At 69.4% G+C, this 19,104-nt stretch carries 17 protein-coding genes and 1 pseudogene; 13 read left to right on the top strand and 5 right to left on the bottom strand.

The window, feature by feature from the left end; all coding sequences use genetic code 11:
- Positions 1–16 precede the first annotated feature (16 nt).
- Positions 17–547: a hypothetical protein gene (locus tag ADL25_RS34445; protein WP_059131833.1), complete on the bottom strand. Its 531-nt coding sequence runs from the start codon at positions 545–547 to the stop codon at positions 17–19.
- Between the two features lie 32 nt (positions 548–579).
- Complete coding sequence (locus ADL25_RS34440; RefSeq protein ID WP_059131832.1) at positions 580–1,236, bottom strand: helix-turn-helix domain-containing protein; 657 nt, start codon at positions 1,234–1,236, stop codon at positions 580–582.
- Between the two features lie 221 nt (positions 1,237–1,457).
- Between ADL25_RS34440 and ADL25_RS34435 the strand changes: the two genes are divergently transcribed.
- Positions 1,458–2,126: a hypothetical protein gene (locus tag ADL25_RS34435; protein ID WP_059131831.1), complete on the top strand. Its 669-nt coding sequence runs from the start codon at positions 1,458–1,460 to the stop codon at positions 2,124–2,126.
- A gap of 125 nt (positions 2,127–2,251) precedes the next feature.
- On the opposite strand, the gene ADL25_RS34430 is transcribed toward ADL25_RS34435, so the two are convergent.
- Both ADL25_RS34430 and ADL25_RS34425 read right to left on the bottom strand, forming a co-directional pair.
- Positions 2,252–3,007 carry a cache domain-containing protein gene (locus tag ADL25_RS34430; RefSeq protein ID WP_059131830.1) on the bottom strand — a complete coding sequence of 252 codons (756 nt, stop codon included), beginning with the start codon at positions 3,005–3,007 and terminating at the stop codon, positions 2,252–2,254.
- A gap of 38 nt (positions 3,008–3,045) precedes the next feature.
- A complete protein-coding gene (locus ADL25_RS34425) occupies positions 3,046–3,783 on the bottom strand; it encodes a FadR/GntR family transcriptional regulator (RefSeq protein WP_059131857.1) in 738 nt (245 codons plus the stop codon).
- Positions 3,784–3,896: 113 nt separating this feature from the next.
- Here ADL25_RS34425 and ADL25_RS34420 point away from each other — a divergent pair, with 113 nt between their 5' ends.
- The 12 genes from ADL25_RS34420 (at position 3,897) to ADL25_RS34365 (ending at position 18,393) form a co-directional block, all read left to right on the top strand.
- A complete protein-coding gene (locus tag ADL25_RS34420; RefSeq protein ID WP_059131829.1) occupies positions 3,897–4,934 on the top strand; it encodes an ABC transporter ATP-binding protein in 1,038 nt (345 codons plus the stop codon).
- Positions 4,935–4,963: 29 nt separating this feature from the next.
- On the top strand, positions 4,964–6,175 hold the full coding sequence (locus tag ADL25_RS34415) for an ABC transporter substrate-binding protein (RefSeq protein WP_181923206.1): 1,212 nt from the start codon (positions 4,964–4,966) through the stop codon (positions 6,173–6,175).
- Between the two features lie 9 nt (positions 6,176–6,184).
- Positions 6,185–7,075: an ABC transporter permease gene (locus ADL25_RS34410; protein ID WP_059131828.1), complete on the top strand. Its 891-nt coding sequence runs from the start codon at positions 6,185–6,187 to the stop codon at positions 7,073–7,075.
- 15 nt (positions 7,076–7,090) lie between these two features.
- Positions 7,091–7,906 (top strand): ABC transporter permease, encoded by an 816-nt coding sequence (locus ADL25_RS34405; RefSeq protein WP_059131827.1) that lies wholly within the window; start codon positions 7,091–7,093, stop codon positions 7,904–7,906.
- 229 nt (positions 7,907–8,135) lie between these two features.
- On the top strand, positions 8,136–9,134 hold the full coding sequence (locus ADL25_RS34400) for a LacI family DNA-binding transcriptional regulator (RefSeq protein ID WP_181923207.1): 999 nt from the start codon (positions 8,136–8,138) through the stop codon (positions 9,132–9,134).
- Between the two features lie 110 nt (positions 9,135–9,244).
- Positions 9,245–10,591, top strand: coding sequence for an ABC transporter substrate-binding protein (locus ADL25_RS34395; protein ID WP_059131825.1), 1,347 nt, complete (start codon positions 9,245–9,247; stop codon positions 10,589–10,591).
- A 5-nt stretch (positions 10,592–10,596) separates the two neighbouring features.
- Positions 10,597–11,553, top strand: coding sequence for a carbohydrate ABC transporter permease (locus ADL25_RS34390; protein ID WP_059131824.1), 957 nt, complete (start codon positions 10,597–10,599; stop codon positions 11,551–11,553).
- Positions 11,550–12,425, top strand: coding sequence for a carbohydrate ABC transporter permease (locus ADL25_RS34385; protein ID WP_059131823.1), 876 nt, complete (start codon positions 11,550–11,552; stop codon positions 12,423–12,425). The genes ADL25_RS34390 and ADL25_RS34385 overlap by 4 nt, the downstream gene beginning before the upstream one ends.
- Positions 12,426–12,461: 36 nt before the next feature.
- Positions 12,462–14,069 carry a glycoside hydrolase family 13 protein gene (locus tag ADL25_RS34380; protein ID WP_059131822.1) on the top strand — a complete coding sequence of 536 codons (1,608 nt, stop codon included), beginning with the start codon at positions 12,462–12,464 and terminating at the stop codon, positions 14,067–14,069.
- Positions 14,070–14,128: 59 nt separating this feature from the next.
- Positions 14,129–16,306 (top strand): discoidin domain-containing protein, encoded by a 2,178-nt coding sequence (locus tag ADL25_RS34375; protein ID WP_059131821.1) that lies wholly within the window; start codon positions 14,129–14,131, stop codon positions 16,304–16,306.
- A 202-nt stretch (positions 16,307–16,508) separates the two neighbouring features.
- Positions 16,509–17,669, top strand: a complete 1,161-nt coding sequence (locus ADL25_RS34370; protein ID WP_199839258.1) for a HoxN/HupN/NixA family nickel/cobalt transporter — start codon at positions 16,509–16,511, stop codon at positions 17,667–17,669.
- An 82-nt stretch (positions 17,670–17,751) separates the two neighbouring features.
- Complete coding sequence (locus ADL25_RS34365; protein WP_059131819.1) at positions 17,752–18,393, top strand: superoxide dismutase; 642 nt, start codon at positions 17,752–17,754, stop codon at positions 18,391–18,393.
- Between the two features lie 36 nt (positions 18,394–18,429).
- Here ADL25_RS34365 and ADL25_RS34360 read toward each other — a convergent pair.
- A pseudogene (locus ADL25_RS34360) lies at positions 18,430–18,753 on the bottom strand (L-lysine 6-monooxygenase); the annotation flags it as partial.
- Positions 18,754–19,104 lie beyond the last annotated feature (351 nt).

Below are 19,104 nucleotides of genomic sequence, written 5' to 3'. Positions count from 1 at the left end.
TTGTTGTCTTCGTCCCTCAGCCCTGCGGTCCGCGATACCCCAGGGATGCCTCGATCCGCCCCGCGAGGCCGTCGCGCTGGACGGGACCGCGCAGCGACGAACCGGCCAGCCATGTGCGGCACTTGCTGGCCAGCAGCAGTCCGAAGCTCTCGGCATCCTTCTCGTCGGTGACGTCGAAGTGCGTACGGGCGGCGACCTTCAGGACGGTCGCCTGCAGGTCCGCGGTGTCGCTCAGCAGCCGCGCAGCCACCACGGCGCCATCGACGTGGTGGCCGTGGTGACCGGCGTTCATGTGCCACAACTCGTGGCCGAGAATCACCAGTTGGTGGTCTGGGGCGGTGCGCTCCTCGACGACTACGAGGTCCTGGTCGGCCATGTCGAGCCAGAGCCCGCTGGCCGTGCCCGGCGGGAAGGCCGCGGTGCGGAACTGGACGGGACGGCCGCGGCGTCTGCTCATGCCGTCGCACAGCGCGGCATAGAGGTCGGCCGGCTGCGCCGGGGCCGGGAGCGACAGCTCCGTGACCAACTCGCCGCACAGGCGGCGCATTTCCCTTCCGATGCCCACAGTTCTCCCCCGGATCAGGACTCGGGCCGCTTGACGCTCTCCAGGAGCATGTCCAGCCACTCCGCGACCTTGTCCCGGTGCTGGTCGGTGGGCAGCTGGGCCGCCCGCCAGGCGATGCCGCGGACGCCGTGGTCCTGGAGCAGCTGCTCCAAAGGGTCCTCGGTGGCGGCGGCCGCCTCACGCTCACGGTCCGCGAGTTGCTGGAGGAGCTCCTGTTCGCAGCGCTGCAGGGTGTTCACGAGCGCCTCCGGGTCCTCGGCCGAGAGAAACCCGGCATGCACCTTGAAGAAACGCTGAATGGCGTCGCAGTGCTCCATGGTGGGGCGCCGGTCGCCGTTGATGAGCGCGCCGGCCTGCTGGCGCGACATCCCCGCTCCGTCGGCGATCTCCTGCTGGGTGTACTTGCGTCCATTGGGTTTGAGCCGGGTGCGCCGCAACAGGTCCAGCCGCTGGAGGAACCGCGCCTGGAGATCGGGCTCCCCGGCGGGCACCCCGCCCAGCAGGGCCTTCACCACCGGCTCGGCCACGCCGGATGCGGCCGACAGGCGGGGGACGTCGAAGACCTCCGCGTGCGGCACGCCCAGCCGGTCGGCGAGGGCGGTGACACGGGCGACGACGGCCGGCAGCAGACCCGTCGCCGTGGCGCCCGGAACCTCGAAGCCATCCGTCACCGACAGGTCTCCTACGTCTCGCTCACATCGTCGTCTTGGTGGTCCGGAACCATCCGGAGGTTAGCCGTTTTCTCGAACTCACATCCAGGTCTCGCCACAACTGTGGCGAGATTCGGCCGTCAACAGGAGCCAAATGCCACGATAGTTGACACGGATGGACTCGGGGCACCAGGATCGGGGCGCCGCGTGAAGGGCGCAAGGGCAAGAGGGGTGACCTCCCGATGGCGTATCAGGCAGGAGGGCAGCGGTCGCAGCCGCGGCCCGTCCCCGACAGTCCACGAGCACGGGCGTATCTGCAGGACTACGCCACGCTCCTGGAAGCCGTCCCCTTCCCGTCGGTCGTCTTCGACCACCGCTGGGACGTCGTTCTCGCCAATACCGCGTTCGAGGTGCTCTTCCGCTCGGTGGCGCCCCATCCGACGGCCATGCCGGGCGACAACTTCCTGCGTTTCGTGCTGTTCCACCCGGACGCGGGCACGGTCCTCGGTGAGCACGAGTCGAGTTGGTGCCTGCCGATGCTGGCGCATTTCGCCGCAGCGGTGGAGCGGCACGGCCACGACCACCAACTCCAGTCCATCCGCCGTGACATCGCCCAGGACCCGATCATGGAGGCCGCCTACCGGCAGGGACTGCCGCACTGGATCCGCGCGGTCGGGCCGGAGGCGGTGGAGCACGACGGGGCGGTGCGTCCGCTGCTGCACCCCGACCCGCGGTGGGGCAGGGACTGCCGGGTGGTGGGGGAGACCCCGAAGACCCTTCAGGACATGGGGTACTCACGGTTGACCCTGGTGCTGCGCGAGGCGCGCCGTCCCGTGCCCTCCGCCCCCGGGCCGCGCCGTGCCGGGCGCACCGGGAGCCATCTCAGCGTGGTGCACTCCTCGCGGGGCTGACTTCCCGGGCCCGTTCACCGGGGCATGCGGACCGTGCGCCGCACCTTCGCGGGGCCCCGGCACCGTCGGCGTTCAGGTCGCCGACGGCGCCGGGGCTCGTTCCCGTCCCGGGGCACGGTCCCTGCTCAGCGGCCCACCACGAGCACGAGCGGAACACCGTCGCACGGGATCAGCCGCAGGTCCCGCCAGCTGCCGGGGCGACCCCGCTCCAGTACGGCGGCGAAGTCGGGGCCCTTGGTGAGCGAACCGGCCAGATGTGCGGTGTCGGTCGACGCGGCCACCCGGCCACGGGCGTTGACCAGATGGGCGGGCTCCGGCAGGCGGCGCAGCAACGGCAGCACGGCCGCCTCGAAGTGCCGCAGGTACACGTCGGCGGCGGCCACCCCCGCGAACCGTCCCGCCAGGCGCACGGGCGCCGACAGGGTGAGGCTGTACTCGTCCGAGCAGAGGTAGTCCACGTACGGTCCCGCCACCGCACGCCGCCCGGTGTCCCGGGGCAGCGCGAACCAGTCCCAGTGCGTGTAGTCGGAGTACGCCGAGCGAGCCGGGTCCAGGTCGAGCAGCAGCGGTGTCACGCCGCCGTTCGATCCGGTCTGCCACCACTCCAGCCACGCCGGCACATCGCTCAGCAGACCCGGTGCGGCCACGAACCCCACGCCGGACACCAACTCCTGCCGGGCGAGGCGGGCATGGAGTCCGGGGCGCAGTCCCGCCAGATCCACGGTCGCGGGCCGCCGTCCCTGTCCGGCCACCCGCGCGAGCAGTGCCGCGGCGTCGGCGCCGGTCTGCACGACGGCGTCGAAGACCGTCTCCAGGGCGGAAGCCGTCAGTGCCGTCACGTCCGTCTCCGGCGGGGCGACCGTACCGGGGCTCCTGCGCATCGGCGCCCTCCCGCGCACATGGACCGGAAGCCGGCGCGTTACAGGGTGAGGCGCAGCGCGATGAGCCGTGCCGTCGATTCCTGGACGCACCGCTCGGCCAGCTCCCTGGCCGAATCGTGGGCCCCATCCTGCACGGCGGAGATTACGGAGCGGTGACGGTCCGCCACCTCTTCGCGATAGGCGTCGTCGCCGAGGACGAGGCACAGCAGAGAACCGACCTCCGTCTGGAGCGCCACCTGCTCCCGGGTGAGCCGGGCCGACTGCGCGGCGGCGGCCAGCTCCACATGGAACCGGCCGTAGACCCGGCTGCGTGCCGCGGCGTCCTCGGCCCTCGCGAACTCCTCCAGGGTCCGGCGCAGTTGCTGGAGGTCGTCCGGCTCGGTGCGCTGGGCCGCAAGCCGGGCGGCAGCGCCGGACACGGCCGCCCAGTGGTCCCCCAGGTCCCGCAGCTCCTCCGTGCCCCAGCCCGCCAGCCGCGCCCTGATCCGTTCCTCGGAGGGGTCGGCGGGCAGCGAGACGAAGCTGCCGCCGCCGCGTCCGCGCCGGGTGGTGACCAGCCCCTGCTGCCGCAGCGCCATGAGCGCCTCCCGCAGGGTCACGGTGGACACGCCGAGCTGTCCCGCCAGCTCGCTCTCGCCGGGCAGTTGTTCCCCGTCGGCGAGCAGGCCGAGCTCGATGGCGTCGCCGAGCCGGCGGACGACCGTCTCGACGCGCGCCCTGGTGTCCACCGGAGTGAACACGGCTCTCCGGGCTCCGTCGCCTCTGTTGTGCTTCACGGTCACCACCTTGTGCGTTGACTCAACCTTTACCTTAAGAGGGGCTTGAGCTTTGAACTATGACTTCATATCTTTACACTCAACGTAAGAGTGCACCAGAAAGGTTCCCGTCCATGGAGGGAAGCGCGATCCGGCTGCACGGACTCCGCAAGGAGTTCGGCGACACCACCGCCGTGGCCGGGGTGGATCTGGAGATATCCGACGGCGAGTTCTTCTCGATGCTCGGTCCGTCTGGCTCCGGCAAGACCACCGTCCTGCGCATGATCGCGGGCTTCGAGAGCCCCACCTCCGGGACCATCCGACTCGCGGGCCAGGAGGTCACCGGACTCGCGCCGTTCGAGCGCGATGTGCACACCGTCTTCCAGGACTACGCGCTCTTCCCGCACATGACCGTGGAGCAGAACGTCGCGTACGGCCTGAAGGTGCGCAAGGTGCCCAAGGCGGAGCGGCTCCAGCGGGCCCGTGAGGCACTCGCCGACGTGCGTCTCGAAGGGTTCGGCAAGCGGCGGCCCGGTCAGCTCTCCGGCGGCCAGCGGCAGCGGGTCGCACTCGCCCGAGCCCTCGTCGGCCGCCCCCGTCTGCTGCTGCTCGACGAGCCGCTCGGCGCGCTCGACCTGAAGCTGCGCGAGCAGATGCAGGTCGAACTCAAGGCGCTTCAGCGCGAGGTCGGGATCACCTTCGTGTTCGTCACCCACGACCAGGATGAGGCCCTGACGATGAGCGACCGCATCGCCGTCTTCAACCAGGGCCGTATCGAGCAGGTCGGCACGCCCGCCGAGATCTACGAGCGCCCCGCGACCGCGTTCGTCGCCTCCTTCGTGGGCACCTCGAACCTGCTCCGGGGCGAGGCGGCCGAACAGGTCACCGGCACGGCCGGCACATACAGCATCAGGCCCGAGAAGATCCGGGTCCTCAAGGAGTCCGCCATCGCGGACGAGCCGGAGCACTCCACCGCCACCGGCACCGTCGCCGAAGTGGTCTACGTGGGAGACGTCACCCGTTTCCTCGTCGACCTCGACGCGGGCGGCCGCCTCACCGCGCTCCAGCAGAACCTGGAGACCTCCTCCGAGGACGTCGCGGCCTACCGGGGCGCTCGGGTGCGCCTCCAGTGGCACCGCCGCCACGCCGTGCAGGTCCCCGCCGACCGCTGACCCGCTCCACGCCACCCTCACCGTCACGTATGGAGAACGTCGTGCGTCTCACTCCCACCCTCAAGGCCGTGACCGCCGCCGCGGTGCTGATCGCGGCCACCGCCTGCGGCTCGTCCGACTCGGGCGGCTCCTCCTCGTCCACGGGCCTCAACCCGCCGGACCTGAAGGCGCCGTCCAAGCTCGGCAAGACCGAGGGGCAGGTCAACCTGATCGCCTGGGCCGGCTATGTCGAGGACGGCTCCAACGACCCCAAGGTCGACTGGGTCAGCGACTTCGAGAAGCAAACCGGATGTCAGGTCCACTCCAAGGTCGCCGCCAGCTCGGACGAGATGGTCAAGCTGATGAAGACCGGCGAGTACGACGCCGTCTCCGCCTCGGGCGACGCCTCCCTCCGGCTGATCGCCTCCGGTGACGCGGCGCCGGTGAACACCGACCTCGTACCGAACTACAAGGACGTCTTCGGCGACCTGAAGCTGCAGGCCTGGAACTCCGTGGGCGGCAAGGCGTACGGCATCCCGCACGGCCGTGGTGCCAACCTGCTCATGTACAACACCGACAAGGTCAAGCCCGCGCCGACCTCCTGGTCCGCCGTCTTCGACGACGCGGCGAAGTACAAGGGCCACGTCACCGCGTACGACTCGCCGATCTACATCGCGGACGCGGCGCTGTATCTGAAGGCGACCAAGCCCGAGTTGAAGATCAAGGACCCGTACGCGCTGGACCAGAAGCAGTTCGACGCGGCGGTCGATCTGCTGAAGAAGCAGAACGCGAACGTGGGCGAGTACTGGAGCGACTACCTCAAGGAGATCTCCGCCTTCAAGAGCGGCGACTCCGTGATCGGCACCACCTGGCAGGTCATCGCCAACCTCACGCAGGGCGAGGGCGCCAAGGTGAAGGCGTTCGTGCCCAAGGAGGGGGCGACCGGCTGGTCCGACACCTGGATGCTCTCCGCCAAGGCCAAGCACCCCAACTGCGGCTACAAGTGGATGGACTGGATCATCTCGCCGAAGGTCAACGCCCAGGTCGCCGAGTACTTCGGTGAGGCCCCGTCCAACGCCAAGGCGTGCGACGAGACCAGCGACAAGAGCTTCTGCACCACCTTCCACGCCGCCGACACGGCCTACTGGAAGAACGTCGCCTTCTGGAACACGCCGATCGAGCAGTGCCTTGACGGCCGTACGGACGTCAAGTGCGTCCCGTACGCCAAGTGGGTCCAGGCCTGGACCGAGATCAAGGGCTGAGGCACCACGATGACCGCCACCCTGCCTGCCGCCGGACGGTCCCCCGTCCGGCGGCTCGCCGGGCTGCTGCACCGCCGCCCGCGGCTGCGGCTGTCCCTGCTGCTGACCGCCCCGCTGCTGTGGCTGGCCGTGCTGTATCTCGGCTCGCTGGCCATCCTGTTCATCTCGGCGTTCTGGACGACGAACTCCTTCACCTCCGAGGTGGTGAAGGTCTGGTCGACGGACAACTTCCACGAGTTGTTCACCACGCCCGTCTTCCGCCAGGTCATCCTGCGCAGCGTCGGCGTGGCCCTGGCCGTCACCGTCCTGTGCGCGGTGATCGCCTTCCCGGTGGCCTTCTACACCGCGCGGGTCGCCCGGCCCAGGTGGCGGCCCTGGCTGGTGGTCGCCATCCTCACGCCGCTGTGGGCGAGTTACCTGGTGAAGGTGTACGCGTGGCGGCTGATCCTGTCCGAGGGCGGGCTCGCCGACTGGATGCTGAAGCCGCTGGGCCTCGACGGTCCGGGCTTCGGACTCCCGGCCACGGTCATGACGCTCACCTACCTCTGGCTGCCGTACATGATCCTGCCGATCCACACGGCGCTCGAGCAGCTGCCCGCGGGCCTGATGGACGCGTCGGCCGATCTGGGGGCGCGGCCCGGTCGCACCTTCCGCTCGGTCGTGCTGCCGATGGTGCTGCCCTCGGTCGCCGCCGGCTCGGTCTTCACCTTCTCCCTCAGTCTCGGCGACTACATCACGGTCCAGATCGTCGGCGGCAAGACCCAGCTGATCGGCAACCTCGTGTACTCCAACATCGAGCTCAACCTGCCCATGGCCGCTGCCCTGGGCACGGTTCCGGTGGTGGTCATCGTGCTGTACCTGCTGGCGATGCGCCGCACCGGCGCGCTCAGCAGCCTCTAGAAGAGGTCCCTCGTCATGCAACTGTCCCGCCCCGCGCGTATCGCGCTGCGCATCGCCGCCGGAATGGGCTTCGCGGTCATCTACGTTCCGCTCGCGCTCGTCCTGGTCAACTCCTTCAACCCCGACCGCAGCGCGAGTTGGCCGCCACCCGGCTGGACCGCCCACTGGTGGTCGGTGGCCTGGGAGAACGCCGGGGCCCGCAACGCGCTGTGGGTCTCGGTGAAGGCGGGCCTCGGGGCCACGGCGATCGCGCTGGTGCTCGGCACGCTGATCGCGTTCGCGGTGGCCAGGCACCGCTTCTTCGGGCGCGACGCGCTCTCCTTCGTCGTCGTGCTGCCGATCGCACTGCCCGGCATCGTCACCGGCATCGCGCTCAACTCGGCCTTCGGCACGGTGCTGGAGCCGCTCGGCGTCGGCCTCGGGCTGTTCACCGTGATCGTCGGACATGCGACGTTCTGCATCGTCGTCGTGTTCAACAACGTGGTCGCGCGGCTGCGCCGTACCTCCGGCACGTACGAGGAGGCGGCGATGGACCTGGGCGCCGACTCGTTCCGCGCCTTCGTCGACGTCACCTTCCCGCTGGTGCGCTCGGCACTGTTCGCGGGTGCGCTGCTGGCCTTCGCGCTGTCCTTCGACGAGATCGTGGTGACGACGTTCACGGCCGGACCCGGCATCGAGACCCTCCCGATCTGGATCTTCAACAACATGACCAGGCCGCAACAGGCCCCGGTCGTGAACGTGGTGGCGGCGGTGCTCGTGCTGCTGTCGGTGATCCCGATCTACATCGCCCAGCGCCTGTCGGCGGACACGGCGACGGAGAGCCGGATCTAGGGCCTTTCGTCGGGATCGGGTCGGCTGAGAGGGACTGCGCCTCTCGGCCGGCTCGCGACGCCGGCATGATCCGGACGAGGGACCCTGGGGCGGCATGCGGCGCGTTGCACGCCGCGGTCCCTCCCGCCGCCGCTCGCGGCCCGGGGCCGGGGATGCCCGCAGTCGGATCGAGACGGCGATTGTCTCCCGAACGCAAAAGGCTTGCATTCCTTGCGCTATTCTTGCGCGCATGACGCGACGACTTGCTGAAGTGGCGAAGAAGGTCGGGGTCAGTGAGGCCACGGTCAGCCGGGTGCTCAACGGCAAACCCGGTGTCTCCGAGGCCACCCGGCAGTCGGTGCTCTCCGCCCTCGATGTACTGGGCTACGAACGGCCCACGCAGTTGCGCGGGGAGCGGTCCCGGCTCGTCGGGCTCGTCCTCCCGGAGCTGCAGAACCCCATCTTCCCGGCGTTCGCCGAGGTCATCGGGGGCGCGCTCGCGCAACTCGGGCTGACTCCCGTGCTGTGCACCCAGACCAAGGGCGGTGTCTCCGAGGCGGACTATGTGGCGTTGCTGCTGCAACAACAGGTCTCCGGAGTGGTCTTCGCCGGCGGTCTGTACGCGCAGGCCGACGCGCCGCACGACCACTACCGGCTGCTCGCCGACCGCAACATCCCGGTGGTGCTGGTCAACGCGGCGATCGAGCACCTGGGTTTCCCCGGCGTCTCCTGCGACGACGCGGTGGCCGTGGAGCAGGCCTGGCGTCACCTCGCCTCGCTGGGGCACGAGCGGATCGGGCTGGTGCTCGGGCCCGGGGACCACGTCCCGTCGGCCCGTAAACTCGCGGCGGCGCGGGCGATCGCCGGGGAGCTGCCCGACGAGTTCGTCGCCCGGACCATCTTCTCCATCGAGGGCGGACACGCTGCGGCGGCCAAGCTCATCGACCGAGGGGTCACCGGCTTCATCTGCGCCAGCGACCCGTTGGCGCTGGGCGTGGTGCGGGCCGCCCGCCGCCGGGGCCTCGACGTCCCGTCGCAGATCTCGGTCGTGGGCTACGACGACTCGGCACTGATGAACTGCACGGAACCGCCTCTCACCACCGTCCGGCAGCCGATCGAGTCGATGGGGAAGGCCGCCGTCGAGTTGCTGAACGTACAGATCGGGGGCAGTTCCGTCCCGGCGGACGAGCTGCTGTTCGAGCCCGAGCTGGTGGTCAGGGGGTCGACTGCGCAAGCACCTCGTTACTGAGATCCGGTGTACTGTCAAATAATTTCAGATTCTGCGCGACATCTTGCGACTTGCTGCTGTCGGTGCTTGAGTGTGCGGCGCCCACCGCTCCTGCCCGAAGGGGTCCACCGATGAGAAGCACCGGGATCCGCCGTACCCTCGCCGCGCTCAGCGTCTGTTCGCTCGCCCTCGCCGCGTCCGCATGCGGATCAGACGGCGACTCGGCGAGCGGCAAGACGCGTATCACGGTCAACTGCGAGCCGCCCAAGAGCGCCAAGGTGGACCGCAAGTTCTTCGAGGACGACATCGCGTCCTTCGAGAAGAAGAACACGGACATCGACGTCGTCGCCCATGACGCATTCCCCTGTGAGGACCCCAAGACCTTCGACGCCAAGCTCGCGGGCGGCCAGATGGAGGACGTGTTCTACACGTACTTCACGGACGTCAAGCACGTCGTCGACACCGGGCAGGCGGCCGACATCACCTCGTACGTCAAGGAGTTGAAGAGCTACGACACCCTGCAGCAGCAGCTGCGGGACATCTACACCGTCGACGGCAAGATCTACGGCGTCCCGCGCACCGGCTACTCGATGGGGCTGATCTACAACAAGAAGCTCTTCGAGCAGGCCGGCCTCGACCCCGAGAAGCCCCCGGCCACCTGGGAGGAGGTCCGCGCCGACGCCAAGAAGATAGCCGCGCTCGGCAACGGGACCGTGGGCTACGCCGACTACAGCGCACAGAACCAGGGCGGCTGGCACTTCACGGCCGAGCTGTACTCGCAGGGCGGGGACGTCGTCAGCGCCGACGGCAAGAACGCCACCGTCGACACCCCCGAGGGCCACGCCGTGCTGCAGAACCTGCACGACATGCGCTGGACCGACAACTCCATGGGCAGCAAGCAGCTCCTCGTCCTCAACGACGTGCAGCAGCTGATGGGTTCGGGGAAGCTCGGCATGTACCTCTCCGCCCCCGACAACATCCCGATCCTGGTCAAGGAGAAGGGCGGCAACTACCAGGATCTCGCCATCGGCCCCATGCCCGGCGGAAAGGGCACGCTGATCGGCGGCGACGGCTACATGTTCAACAAGAAGGCCACCCCGGAACAGATCCGGGCCGGACTGAAGTGGCTCGACCACATGTTCCTCACCCCCGGCAAGGGCTTCCTCGGCGACTACGCGCGCGCCAAGCAGAACAACGCCCCGGTCGGTCTCCCGGAGCCCCGGCTGTTCACCGGCGCCGCCGACGCCAAGGACCAGGAGGTCAAGAAGGCCAACGCCAACGTGCCGGTCGAGAACTACCAGTCCTTCCTCGACGGCAACCAGGCGCTCCAGATGAAGATCGAGCCGCCGAACGCCCAGCAGATCTACTCCGTCCTCGACGGTGCCGTCTCCGCCGTCCTCACCAAGAAGGACGCCGACATCGACCAGCTCCTCAAGGACGCCTCCGGCAAGATCGACGGCATCCTGGCCCGGGGCTGACGGCGATGACCAAGACGGCTGCACGGAGGACGGCCTCGGCGGTCCCCGTACACCCGGTACCGGCGCCGCCTCCGGTAGGGGGCCGGAGGCGGCGCCGCCTCGCGGACCAGGCCCGCGCGTACGGCTTCCTCCTCGGCGGGCTGACCTGCTTCGCCCTGTTCTCCTGGTACCCGGCGATCCGCGCGGTCGTGATCGCCTTCCAGAAGTTCACGCCGGGCTCCCCGCCCGAGTGGGTCGGCACCGCGAACTTCTCCCGAGTGCTGCACGATCCGGAGTTCGGCGCCGCCTGGCGCAACACCCTCACCTTCACGCTGCTGGCCCTGCTGATCGGTTTCGCGGTCCCCTTCGTCCTGGCCCTCGTCCTGAACGAACTGCGCCACGCCAAGGCGTTCTTCCGGGTCGTGGTCTACCTGCCGGTGATGATCCCGCCGGTGGTCAGCGCCCTGCTGTGGAAGTGGTTCTACGATCCGGGAGCCGGCCTCGCCAACGAGGCGCTCCGCTTCCTGCACCTGCCCACCTCGAACTGGACCAACGGAGCCGACACCGCTCTGGTATCGCTGGTGCTCGTGGCGACCTGGGCCAACATGGGCGGCACCGTCCTGATCTACCTGGCCGCCCTCCAGTCCATCCCCGGCGAGCTGTACGAGGCCGCGGAACTGGACGGCGCGAACCTCCTCCAGCGCATCCGGCACGTGACGATCCCGCAGACCCGGTTCGTCATCCTCATGCTGATGCTGCTGCAGATCATCGCGACGATGCAGGTCTTCACCGAGCCGTTCGTGATCACCGGCGGCGGCCCGGAGAACGCCACGGTCACCGTGCTCTATCTGATCTACAAGTACGCCTTTCTCTACAACGACTTCGGCGGCGCCTGTGCGCTGAGCGTCATGCTGCTGGTGCTGCTCGGCCTCTTCTCCGCCCTCTACCTGCGGCTGACCCGCTCCGGAGAGGAGGACGCATGAGCACCCGGACCCTGGTGTCGCCGGCCGCCCTGGCCCGCCCGCGCGGCAGGGCGGCGTACTGGACCGTGTTCACCGGCGTCGTCGCGCTGTTCACGCTCGCCTTCCTGTTCCCCGTGTACTGGATGGCGACCAGCGCGATGAAGTCGCCCGACGAGGTGGCCGAGACCCCGCCCACACTGGTCCCACGGCACTGGAACCTGGGCGGCTACACCGACGCCTGGGACCTCATGCAGCTGCCGCAGCACCTGTGGAACACGGTCGTCCAGGCCGCCGGCGCCTGGCTTTTCCAGCTGGTGTTCTGCACGGCCGCCGCGTATGCGCTGTCCAAACTGCGGCCCGCCTTCGGCAAGGTGATCCTCGGCGGCATCCTCGCCACCCTGATGGTCCCGGTCCAGGCGCTGGTGGTGCCCAAGTACCTGACGGTGGCGGACCTGCCGCTGCTCCACACCAGCCTGCTGAACGACCCCCTCGCGATCTGGCTGCCCGCGGTCGCCAACGCCTTCAACCTCTACCTGCTCAAACGCTTCTTCGACCAGATCCCGCGGGACGTCCTGGAGGCCGCGGAGATCGACGGCGCCGGCCCGCTGCGCACCCTGTGGTCGATCGTGCTGCCCATGTCGCGACCCGTCCTCGGCGTGGTCTCGATTTTCGCGCTGGTCGCGGTGTGGCAGGACTTCCTGTGGCCCCTGATGGTCTTCTCCGACACCGACAAGCAGCCGATCAGCGTGGCCCTGGTCCAGCTGTCACAGAACATCCAGCTGACCGTGCTCGTGGCCGCGATGGTGATCGCCAGCATTCCCATGGTCGCGCTGTTCCTCGTCTTCCAGCGGCACATCATCGCCGGAATCAGCGCGGGCAGCACGAAGGGCTGACATCGCCCTCCTCGCCGAGACAGAAAGGCAAGCACAGTGGGACAGCCCACCCCTGCCCGGAAAGACATGGACTGGTGGCGCTCCGCCGTCATCTACCAGGTGTACGTACGCAGCTTCGCGGACGGCGACGGGGACGGCACCGGAGACCTCGCGGGCGTCCGCGCCAGGCTGCCGTACCTCGCCGAACTCGGCGTGGACGCGCTGTGGTTCAACCCCTGGTACCTGTCACCGATGAAGGACGGCGGCTACGACGTCGCCGACTACCGCGCCATCGACCCCGCCTTCGGCACGCTCGCCGAGGCCGAGAAACTGATCGCCGAAGCGCGGGAGCTGGGCCTGCGCACCATCGTGGACATCGTGCCCAACCACGTGTCCGACCAGCACGCGTGGTTCCAGGCGGCCCTCGCCGCGGGACCCGGCAGCCCGGAGCGTGAACTCTTCCACTTCCGGCGCGGACGCGGCGCGGACGGCGAACTGCCGCCCAACGACTGGCCGTCCCAGTTCGCCGGCTCAACGGAGCCGGTCTGGACCCGGCTGCCCGACGGCGACTGGTATCTGCACCTGTTCACGCCGGAGCAGCCAGACCTCAACTGGGCCCACCCGGCCGTCCGTCAGGAGCACGAGGACATCCTGCGCTTCTGGTTCGAGCGCGGCGTCGCGGGCGTACGCATCGACTCGGCGGCCCTGCTCGCCAAGGACCCCGCACTGCCGGACTTCGTCGAGGGCCGGGACCCCAACCCTCTCGTGGACCGCGACGAACTCCACGACATCTACCGCTCCTGGCGGGCCGTGGCCGACGACCACGACGGAATCTTCGTGGGCGAGGTGTGGCTGCCGGACGCCGAGCGTTTCGCCCGCTACCTCCGCCCCGACGAACTGCACACGGCCTTCAACTTCTCCTTCCTGTCCTGCCCCTGGGACGCGGCGCGCCTGCGCACGTCGATCGACACGACTCTCGCGGAGCACGCCCCGGTGGGCGCCCCGGCCACCTGGGTGCTGTGCAACCACGACGTGACCCGCACGGTCACCCGCTACGGACGGACGGACACCGGCTTCGACTTCTCCACCAAGGCCTTCGGCACCCCCACCGACCTCGCCCTCGGTACCCGCCGGGCGCGGGCCGCCGCACTGCTGTCGCTGGCCCTGCCCGGCGCGGTCTACGTCTACCAGGGCGAGGAACTGGGGCTGCCCGAGGCCGACATACCCGTGGACCGCATCCAGGACCCGATGTACTTCCGTTCGGGCGGCGCCGATCCCGGCCGTGACGGCTGCCGGGTCCCGCTGCCCTGGGCCGCCGAGGCGCCGTACGCCGGTTTCGGCTCCCGGGACGAGCCGTGGCTGCCGCAGCCGGCCGACTGGGCGACATACGCCGCCGACCTCCAGGACCGGGACCCCGGCTCGATGCTCGCCCTCTACCGGGAGGCGATCCGGCTGCGCCCCGTGTTCGGGGACGGCCCGCTGACCTGGGTGCCCGCCCCCGAGGGCGTTCTCGCCTTCACCCGGGCCGACGGTGTGAGCTGTGTGGTGAACCTCGCCGCCACGCCCGCCGACCTCCCCCCGCACAGCCGCGTCCTCATCGCCAGCGGTCCGCTGGACGACCAGGGCCGGCTGCCCAAGGACACGGCGGCCTGGCTGCGCGCCTGAGCCGCTGTGCCGCACCACACCCTGCTATCCCCGTACCCCCACCATGAAGGGATCAGCACATGCACAGCAGCACCGGTAGACATGTCAGGCGCATGCCAGCAATGGGGGCGGCCGTCGCCCTCGCCGCGGGCATGCTCGTCTCCCTCGCTCCGGCGGCCCACGCGGCCGCGGGCGCCACCCTGCCCTTCACCTCCGTCGAGGCGGAGTCGGCGACGACCACCGGTACCAGGATCGGCCCGGACTACACCCAGGGCGCCCTCGCCTCCGAGGCGTCCGGGCGCCAGGCCGTGCGGCTCGGTGCCGGGCAGCGGGTCGAGTTCACCGTTCCGCGGGCGGCCAACGCGGTGAACGTCGCCTACAGCGTCCCCGACGGTCAGTCCGGCACGCTGAACGTCTACGTCAACGGAACGAGGCTGTCCAAGACCCTCGCGGTCACCTCCAAGTACTCCTACGTCGACACCGGGTGGATCCCCGGCTCGAGGACTCACCACTTCTACGACAACGCGCGGCTGTTGCTCGGGCAGAACGTCCAGGCGGGTGACAGGATCGCCTTCGAGTCGACGGGCACGCAGGTCACGGTCGACGTCGCCGACTTCGAACAGGTCGCCCCCGCCGCCTCCCAGCCGGCCGGATCGGTCTCCGTCACCTCCAAGGGTGCCGACCCCAGCGGGCAGGGCGACTCCACCCAGGCCTTCCGGGACGCCATCGCCGCAGCCCAGGGGGGAGTGGTCTGGATCCCGCCGGGCGACTACCGGCTGACCTCGTCGCTGGGCGGCGTGCAGAACGTGACACTCCAGGGTGCCGGCAGCTGGTACTCCGTCGTGCACACCTCCCGCTTCATCGACCAGTCCGGCTCGTCAGGGGGAGTCCACATCAAGGACTTCGCGGTCATCGGCGAGGTCACCGAGCGTGTCGACTCCAGCCCCGACAATTTCGTCAACGGCTCGCTCGGACCGAACTCGTCGGTCTCCGGCATGTGGATCCAGCATCTGAAGGTGGGCCTCTGGCTGACCGGCAACAACGACAATCTCGTCGTCGAGAACAACCGCATCCTGGACACCACGGCCGACGGCCTGAACCTCAACGGCAGCGCCAAGGGCGTCCGTGTCCGCAACAACTTCCTGCGCAATCAGGGCGACGACTCGCTCGCCATGTGGTCGCTGTACGCGCCGGACACCAACAGCAGCTTCGAGAACAACACCATCTCCCAGCCGAACCTCGCCAACGGCATCGCGATCTACGGCGGCAGCGACATCGCCGTGAGGAACAACCTGATCTCCGACACCAACGCCCTCGGCAGCGGTATCGCGATCTCCAACCAGAAGTTCCTCGACCCCTTCAACCCGCTGGCGGGCACGATCACGGTCGACGGCAACACCCTCGTCCGCACCGGCGCCATGAACCCCAACTGGAACCACCCCATGAGCGCCCTGCGCGTCGACTCCTACGACAGCGCCATCAACGCCACGGTCGCCATCACCAACACGACGATCACCGACAGCCCCTACAGCGCCTTCGAGTTCGTATCGGGCGGCGGGCAGGGCTACCCGGTCAGGAACGTCACCGTGGACGGCGCGACCGTGCGCAACACCGGCACGGTGGTCGTCCAGGCCGAAGCCCAGGGCGCGGCCGTCTTCCGTAATGTGACCGCCTCCGGTGTGGGTTCCGCCGGGATCTACAACTGCCCCTACCCGTCCGGCTCCGGCAGCTTCGCGCTCACCGACGGGGGCGGCAACTCCGGCTGGAACAGCACATGGTCCGACTGCTCGACCTGGCCCCAGCCCGGTCAGGGCAATCCGCCCCAGGACCCGAACCGCAACCTGGCCAAGGGCCGCCCGGCCACCGCGACCGGATCGCAGGACGTCTACACCCCCGGCAAGGCGGTGGACGGGGACGCCAACAGCTACTGGGAGTCCACCAACAACGCCTTCCCGCAGTCCTGGACGGTGGACCTCGGCTCGGCCGAGGCCGTGCGCCGACTGGTGCTGAAACTGCCGCCGTCCTCGGCGTGGGGCGCGCGCACCCAGACTGTCGCGGTGCTCGGCAGCACCGATGGCTCGAGCTACTCGACGGTGGCGGGCCCACAGGGCTACCGCTTCGATCCGGCGACCGGCAACACGGCCACGGTCACCCTGCCCGCCGGCACCGATCTGCGCTACCTGAGGCTGACCGTCACTGCCAACAGCGGCTGGCCCGCCGGGCAGTTCAGTGAGGTGGAGGCCTACTCGACCTCGTGACCCCCTCGCCCCGCGCTTCGCCGCCCGGGTCCGCGGGGTGGCGAAGCGCGGGGCGATCCGGGCGCGGTTCCTTTGGGAGGCTGTTGACCGAAGCCTGGCGCGAGTTTTGCTGCTCTCATGTTGTTGTTGCAATCTATTCGCAGAAACCTGGAGGGGCGCGACTGAAGACAGTCGATCACCGAGAAGTGAGGCCCGCGCCCCCATGACCACCGCTCCTGGTTCCGCTCCCGCCCGCCCGGCCGCCGGGCGGGGCGTCCTGTGGCATCGCGTACGCACATCGATGACCCGCAGGGAGTGGGTACGTCTGGGCGGGATGGCCGCCTTCATCGTGGCGTTGCACGTCATCGGCTGGTTCACGCTGGTGGCGATCGTCACCCCCGGGCACTACAGTCTGGGCACCAAGACCTTCGGTGCGGGCATAGGCGTCACCGCCTACACGCTCGGCATGCGGCACGCGTTCGACGCCGACCACATCGCCGCGATCGACAACACGACCCGCAAGCTGATGGGCGAGGGGCAGCGCCCGCTGTCGGTCGGCTTCTGGTTCTCCCTCGGGCACTCCAGCGTCGTCTTCGCGCTGGCCTTCCTGCTGTCCATGGGTGTGAAGGCGCTGGCCGGGCCGGTCGAGAACGACGGCTCCGAACTGCACGGTGTCACCGGCTGGATCGGTACGACCGTCTCCGGGACCTTCCTGTACGTCATCGCGATCATCAACCTGCTCGTCCTGGCCGGGATCTGGAAGGTCTTCCGGCAGATGCGGTCCGGCCACTTCGACGAGGCCGCGCTGGAGGAGCAGCTCAACAGCCGCGGCTTCATGAACCGTCTGCTGGGCCGGCTGATGAAGTCCATCACCAGGCCCTGGCAGATGTACCCTCTGGGCCTGCTCTTCGGCCTCGGCTTCGACACGGCGACCGAGATCGCGCTCCTCGTGCTCGCCGGGTCCGGCGCCGCGTCCGGGCTGCCCTGGTACGCGATCCTGTGCCTCCCGGTCCTGTTCGCGGCGGGCATGGCGCTCCTCGACACGATCGACGGGTCGTTCATGAACTTCGCCTACGGCTGGGCGTTCTCCAAGCCGGTTCGCAAGGTCTACTACAACCTCACCATCACCGGACTGTCCGTCGCGGTCGCACTGATCATCGGCACCGTCGAACTGCTCGGTCTGATCGCCGACAAGGCGGGTCTGCACGGTGCCTTCTGGGACTGGGTCTCGGGCCTGGACCTGAACATCATCGGCTACGTCATCGTCGGGCTGTTCTTCGCCACCTGGGCCGTCGCCCTGCTGGTGTGGAAGGTCGGCCGTATCGAGGAGAAGTGGACCGCGGGCCTGGCCGGACCCGCCCCGGCCGAGGAAGGTGCCGAATAGGGCCGGCTGCGGCCCGACGCGAGGATCTTGCTGCTGGCATGCAGTTGCGCATGATTGGCAATAAGGTCGGAGGGCGTTGGACATGGGGCTGTACACACTCCCGGAACTTCCGTACGACTATGCGGCTCTCGCCCCGGTCATCAGCCCGGAGATCGTCGAGCTGCACCACGACAAGCACCACGCGGCGTACGTGAAGGGTGCCAACGACACGCTGGAGCAGCTCGCGGAAGCCCGGGAGAAGGAGGCGTGGGGCTCGATCAACGCCCTGGAGAAGAACCTGGCGTTCCATCTCTCGGGCCACATCCTGCACTCGATCTACTGGCGCAACATGTCCGGTGACGGCGGCGGGGAGCCCCTGGAGAAGGACGGGGTGGGCGAGCTCGCGGACGCCGTCGCCGAGTCCTTCGGCTCGTTCGCGGCCTTCAAGGCGCACCTGTCCAAGGCCGCCGCGACCACCCAGGGCTCGGGCTGGGGTGTGCTGGCATACGAACCGCTGAGCGGACGCCTGATCGTCGAGCAGGTCTACGACCACCAGGGCAACGTCGGCCAGGGCTCCACCCCTGTCCTGGTCTTCGACGCCTGGGAGCACGCCTTCTATCTGCAGTACCGGAACCAGAAGGTGGACTTCATCGAGGCCATGTGGCAGGTCGTCGACTGGCAGGACGTGGCCAGGCGCTACGCGGCCGCCAAGGAGCGCGGCGACAGCCTGCTCCTCGCGCCGTGACCGCGTAGGCCGGCGGACGTCCCGCCCGGGCGAGGTTCAGGCCCGCGTCCGCCCCTTCAGCAGGGACCGATGGATCTCCTCGGCCCTGACCGAGGTGGTCGACAACAGGGTGCTGGTCAGGCCGTGGGTGTGCTCCGTCCCGCCCTGGAGATAGGTGCCGGCGGTCACCTCCGGCACCGTCTCCACCCGGTGGTCGCGGCCGACCCGCAGCGCGTCCCCGTCGTCCCGCGGACAGAGCTCGGCCGACTCGCCGAGCAGGGTGGAGAGGTCGCGCGGCCGGTATCCGGTCGCCAGGACCAGCACGTCGGCCCGGAGGGTCCGCCGCTCACCGGTCGGGAGGAACTCCACGGCGACGTCGACCGCGTGGCGCAGGCGTGGCACGCACCGCGGACGGGGAACGTGCTGCCCCGTCCCGCGGCCGGGTTCCGGGTGACCGCTGCCGGGCCGCATGCAGGAGCCGACGGCGTGGCGACGCCGGACACGGCCGTCGGGACGGTCCGTGAGCGAACGCTCACCGGCCGGGCGACCGCCCACCGGGCCCGGCCGTGCGTAGCCCGCCCGGACCGGCGGACGCGCAGCCCGGGCGTCGGTGGGGCACAGTATTGAGGGAGGTTTCGGGACAATTCATCCGTCGATCGCGCGCCCCCACGGCATGCCGCCGGGAGCGAACACCCACCGGGAACGACGAGGAACGTACGGCGCGCCAGGAGG

Origin of the sequence: Streptomyces sp. NRRL F-5122 (assembly GCF_001507435.1) — a bacterium.
Lineage (GTDB): Bacteria > Actinomycetota > Actinomycetes > Streptomycetales > Streptomycetaceae > Streptomyces > Streptomyces lannensis.
Note: the sequence above shows the minus strand (reverse complement) of the source record. Positions and strands in the feature narration are given on the sequence as shown.

Bases quoted from the DNA above. Each gene is read 5' to 3' on its own strand.
- ADL25_RS34445 (WP_059131833.1), bottom strand. From the start codon at position 547: ATGCGCCGCCTGTGCGGCGAGTTGGTCACGGAGCTGTCGCTCCCGGCC.
- ADL25_RS34435 (WP_059131831.1), top strand. From the start codon at position 1,458: ATGGCGTATCAGGCAGGAGGGCAGCGGTCGCAGCCGCGGCCCGTCCCC.
- ADL25_RS34430 (WP_059131830.1), bottom strand. From the start codon at position 3,007: ATGCGCAGGAGCCCCGGTACGGTCGCCCCGCCGGAGACGGACGTGACG.
- ADL25_RS34420 (WP_059131829.1), top strand. From the start codon at position 3,897: ATGGAGGGAAGCGCGATCCGGCTGCACGGACTCCGCAAGGAGTTCGGC.
- ADL25_RS34415 (WP_181923206.1), top strand. From the start codon at position 4,964: ATGGAGAACGTCGTGCGTCTCACTCCCACCCTCAAGGCCGTGACCGCC.
- ADL25_RS34410 (WP_059131828.1), top strand. From the start codon at position 6,185: ATGACCGCCACCCTGCCTGCCGCCGGACGGTCCCCCGTCCGGCGGCTC.
- ADL25_RS34405 (WP_059131827.1), top strand. From the start codon at position 7,091: ATGCAACTGTCCCGCCCCGCGCGTATCGCGCTGCGCATCGCCGCCGGA.
- ADL25_RS34400 (WP_181923207.1), top strand. From the start codon at position 8,136: ATGACGCGACGACTTGCTGAAGTGGCGAAGAAGGTCGGGGTCAGTGAG.
- ADL25_RS34395 (WP_059131825.1), top strand. From the start codon at position 9,245: ATGAGAAGCACCGGGATCCGCCGTACCCTCGCCGCGCTCAGCGTCTGT.
- ADL25_RS34390 (WP_059131824.1), top strand. From the start codon at position 10,597: ATGACCAAGACGGCTGCACGGAGGACGGCCTCGGCGGTCCCCGTACAC.
- ADL25_RS34385 (WP_059131823.1), top strand. From the start codon at position 11,550: ATGAGCACCCGGACCCTGGTGTCGCCGGCCGCCCTGGCCCGCCCGCGC.
- ADL25_RS34375 (WP_059131821.1), top strand. From the start codon at position 14,129: ATGCACAGCAGCACCGGTAGACATGTCAGGCGCATGCCAGCAATGGGG.
- ADL25_RS34370 (WP_199839258.1), top strand. From the start codon at position 16,509: ATGACCACCGCTCCTGGTTCCGCTCCCGCCCGCCCGGCCGCCGGGCGG.
- ADL25_RS34365 (WP_059131819.1), top strand. From the start codon at position 17,752: ATGGGGCTGTACACACTCCCGGAACTTCCGTACGACTATGCGGCTCTC.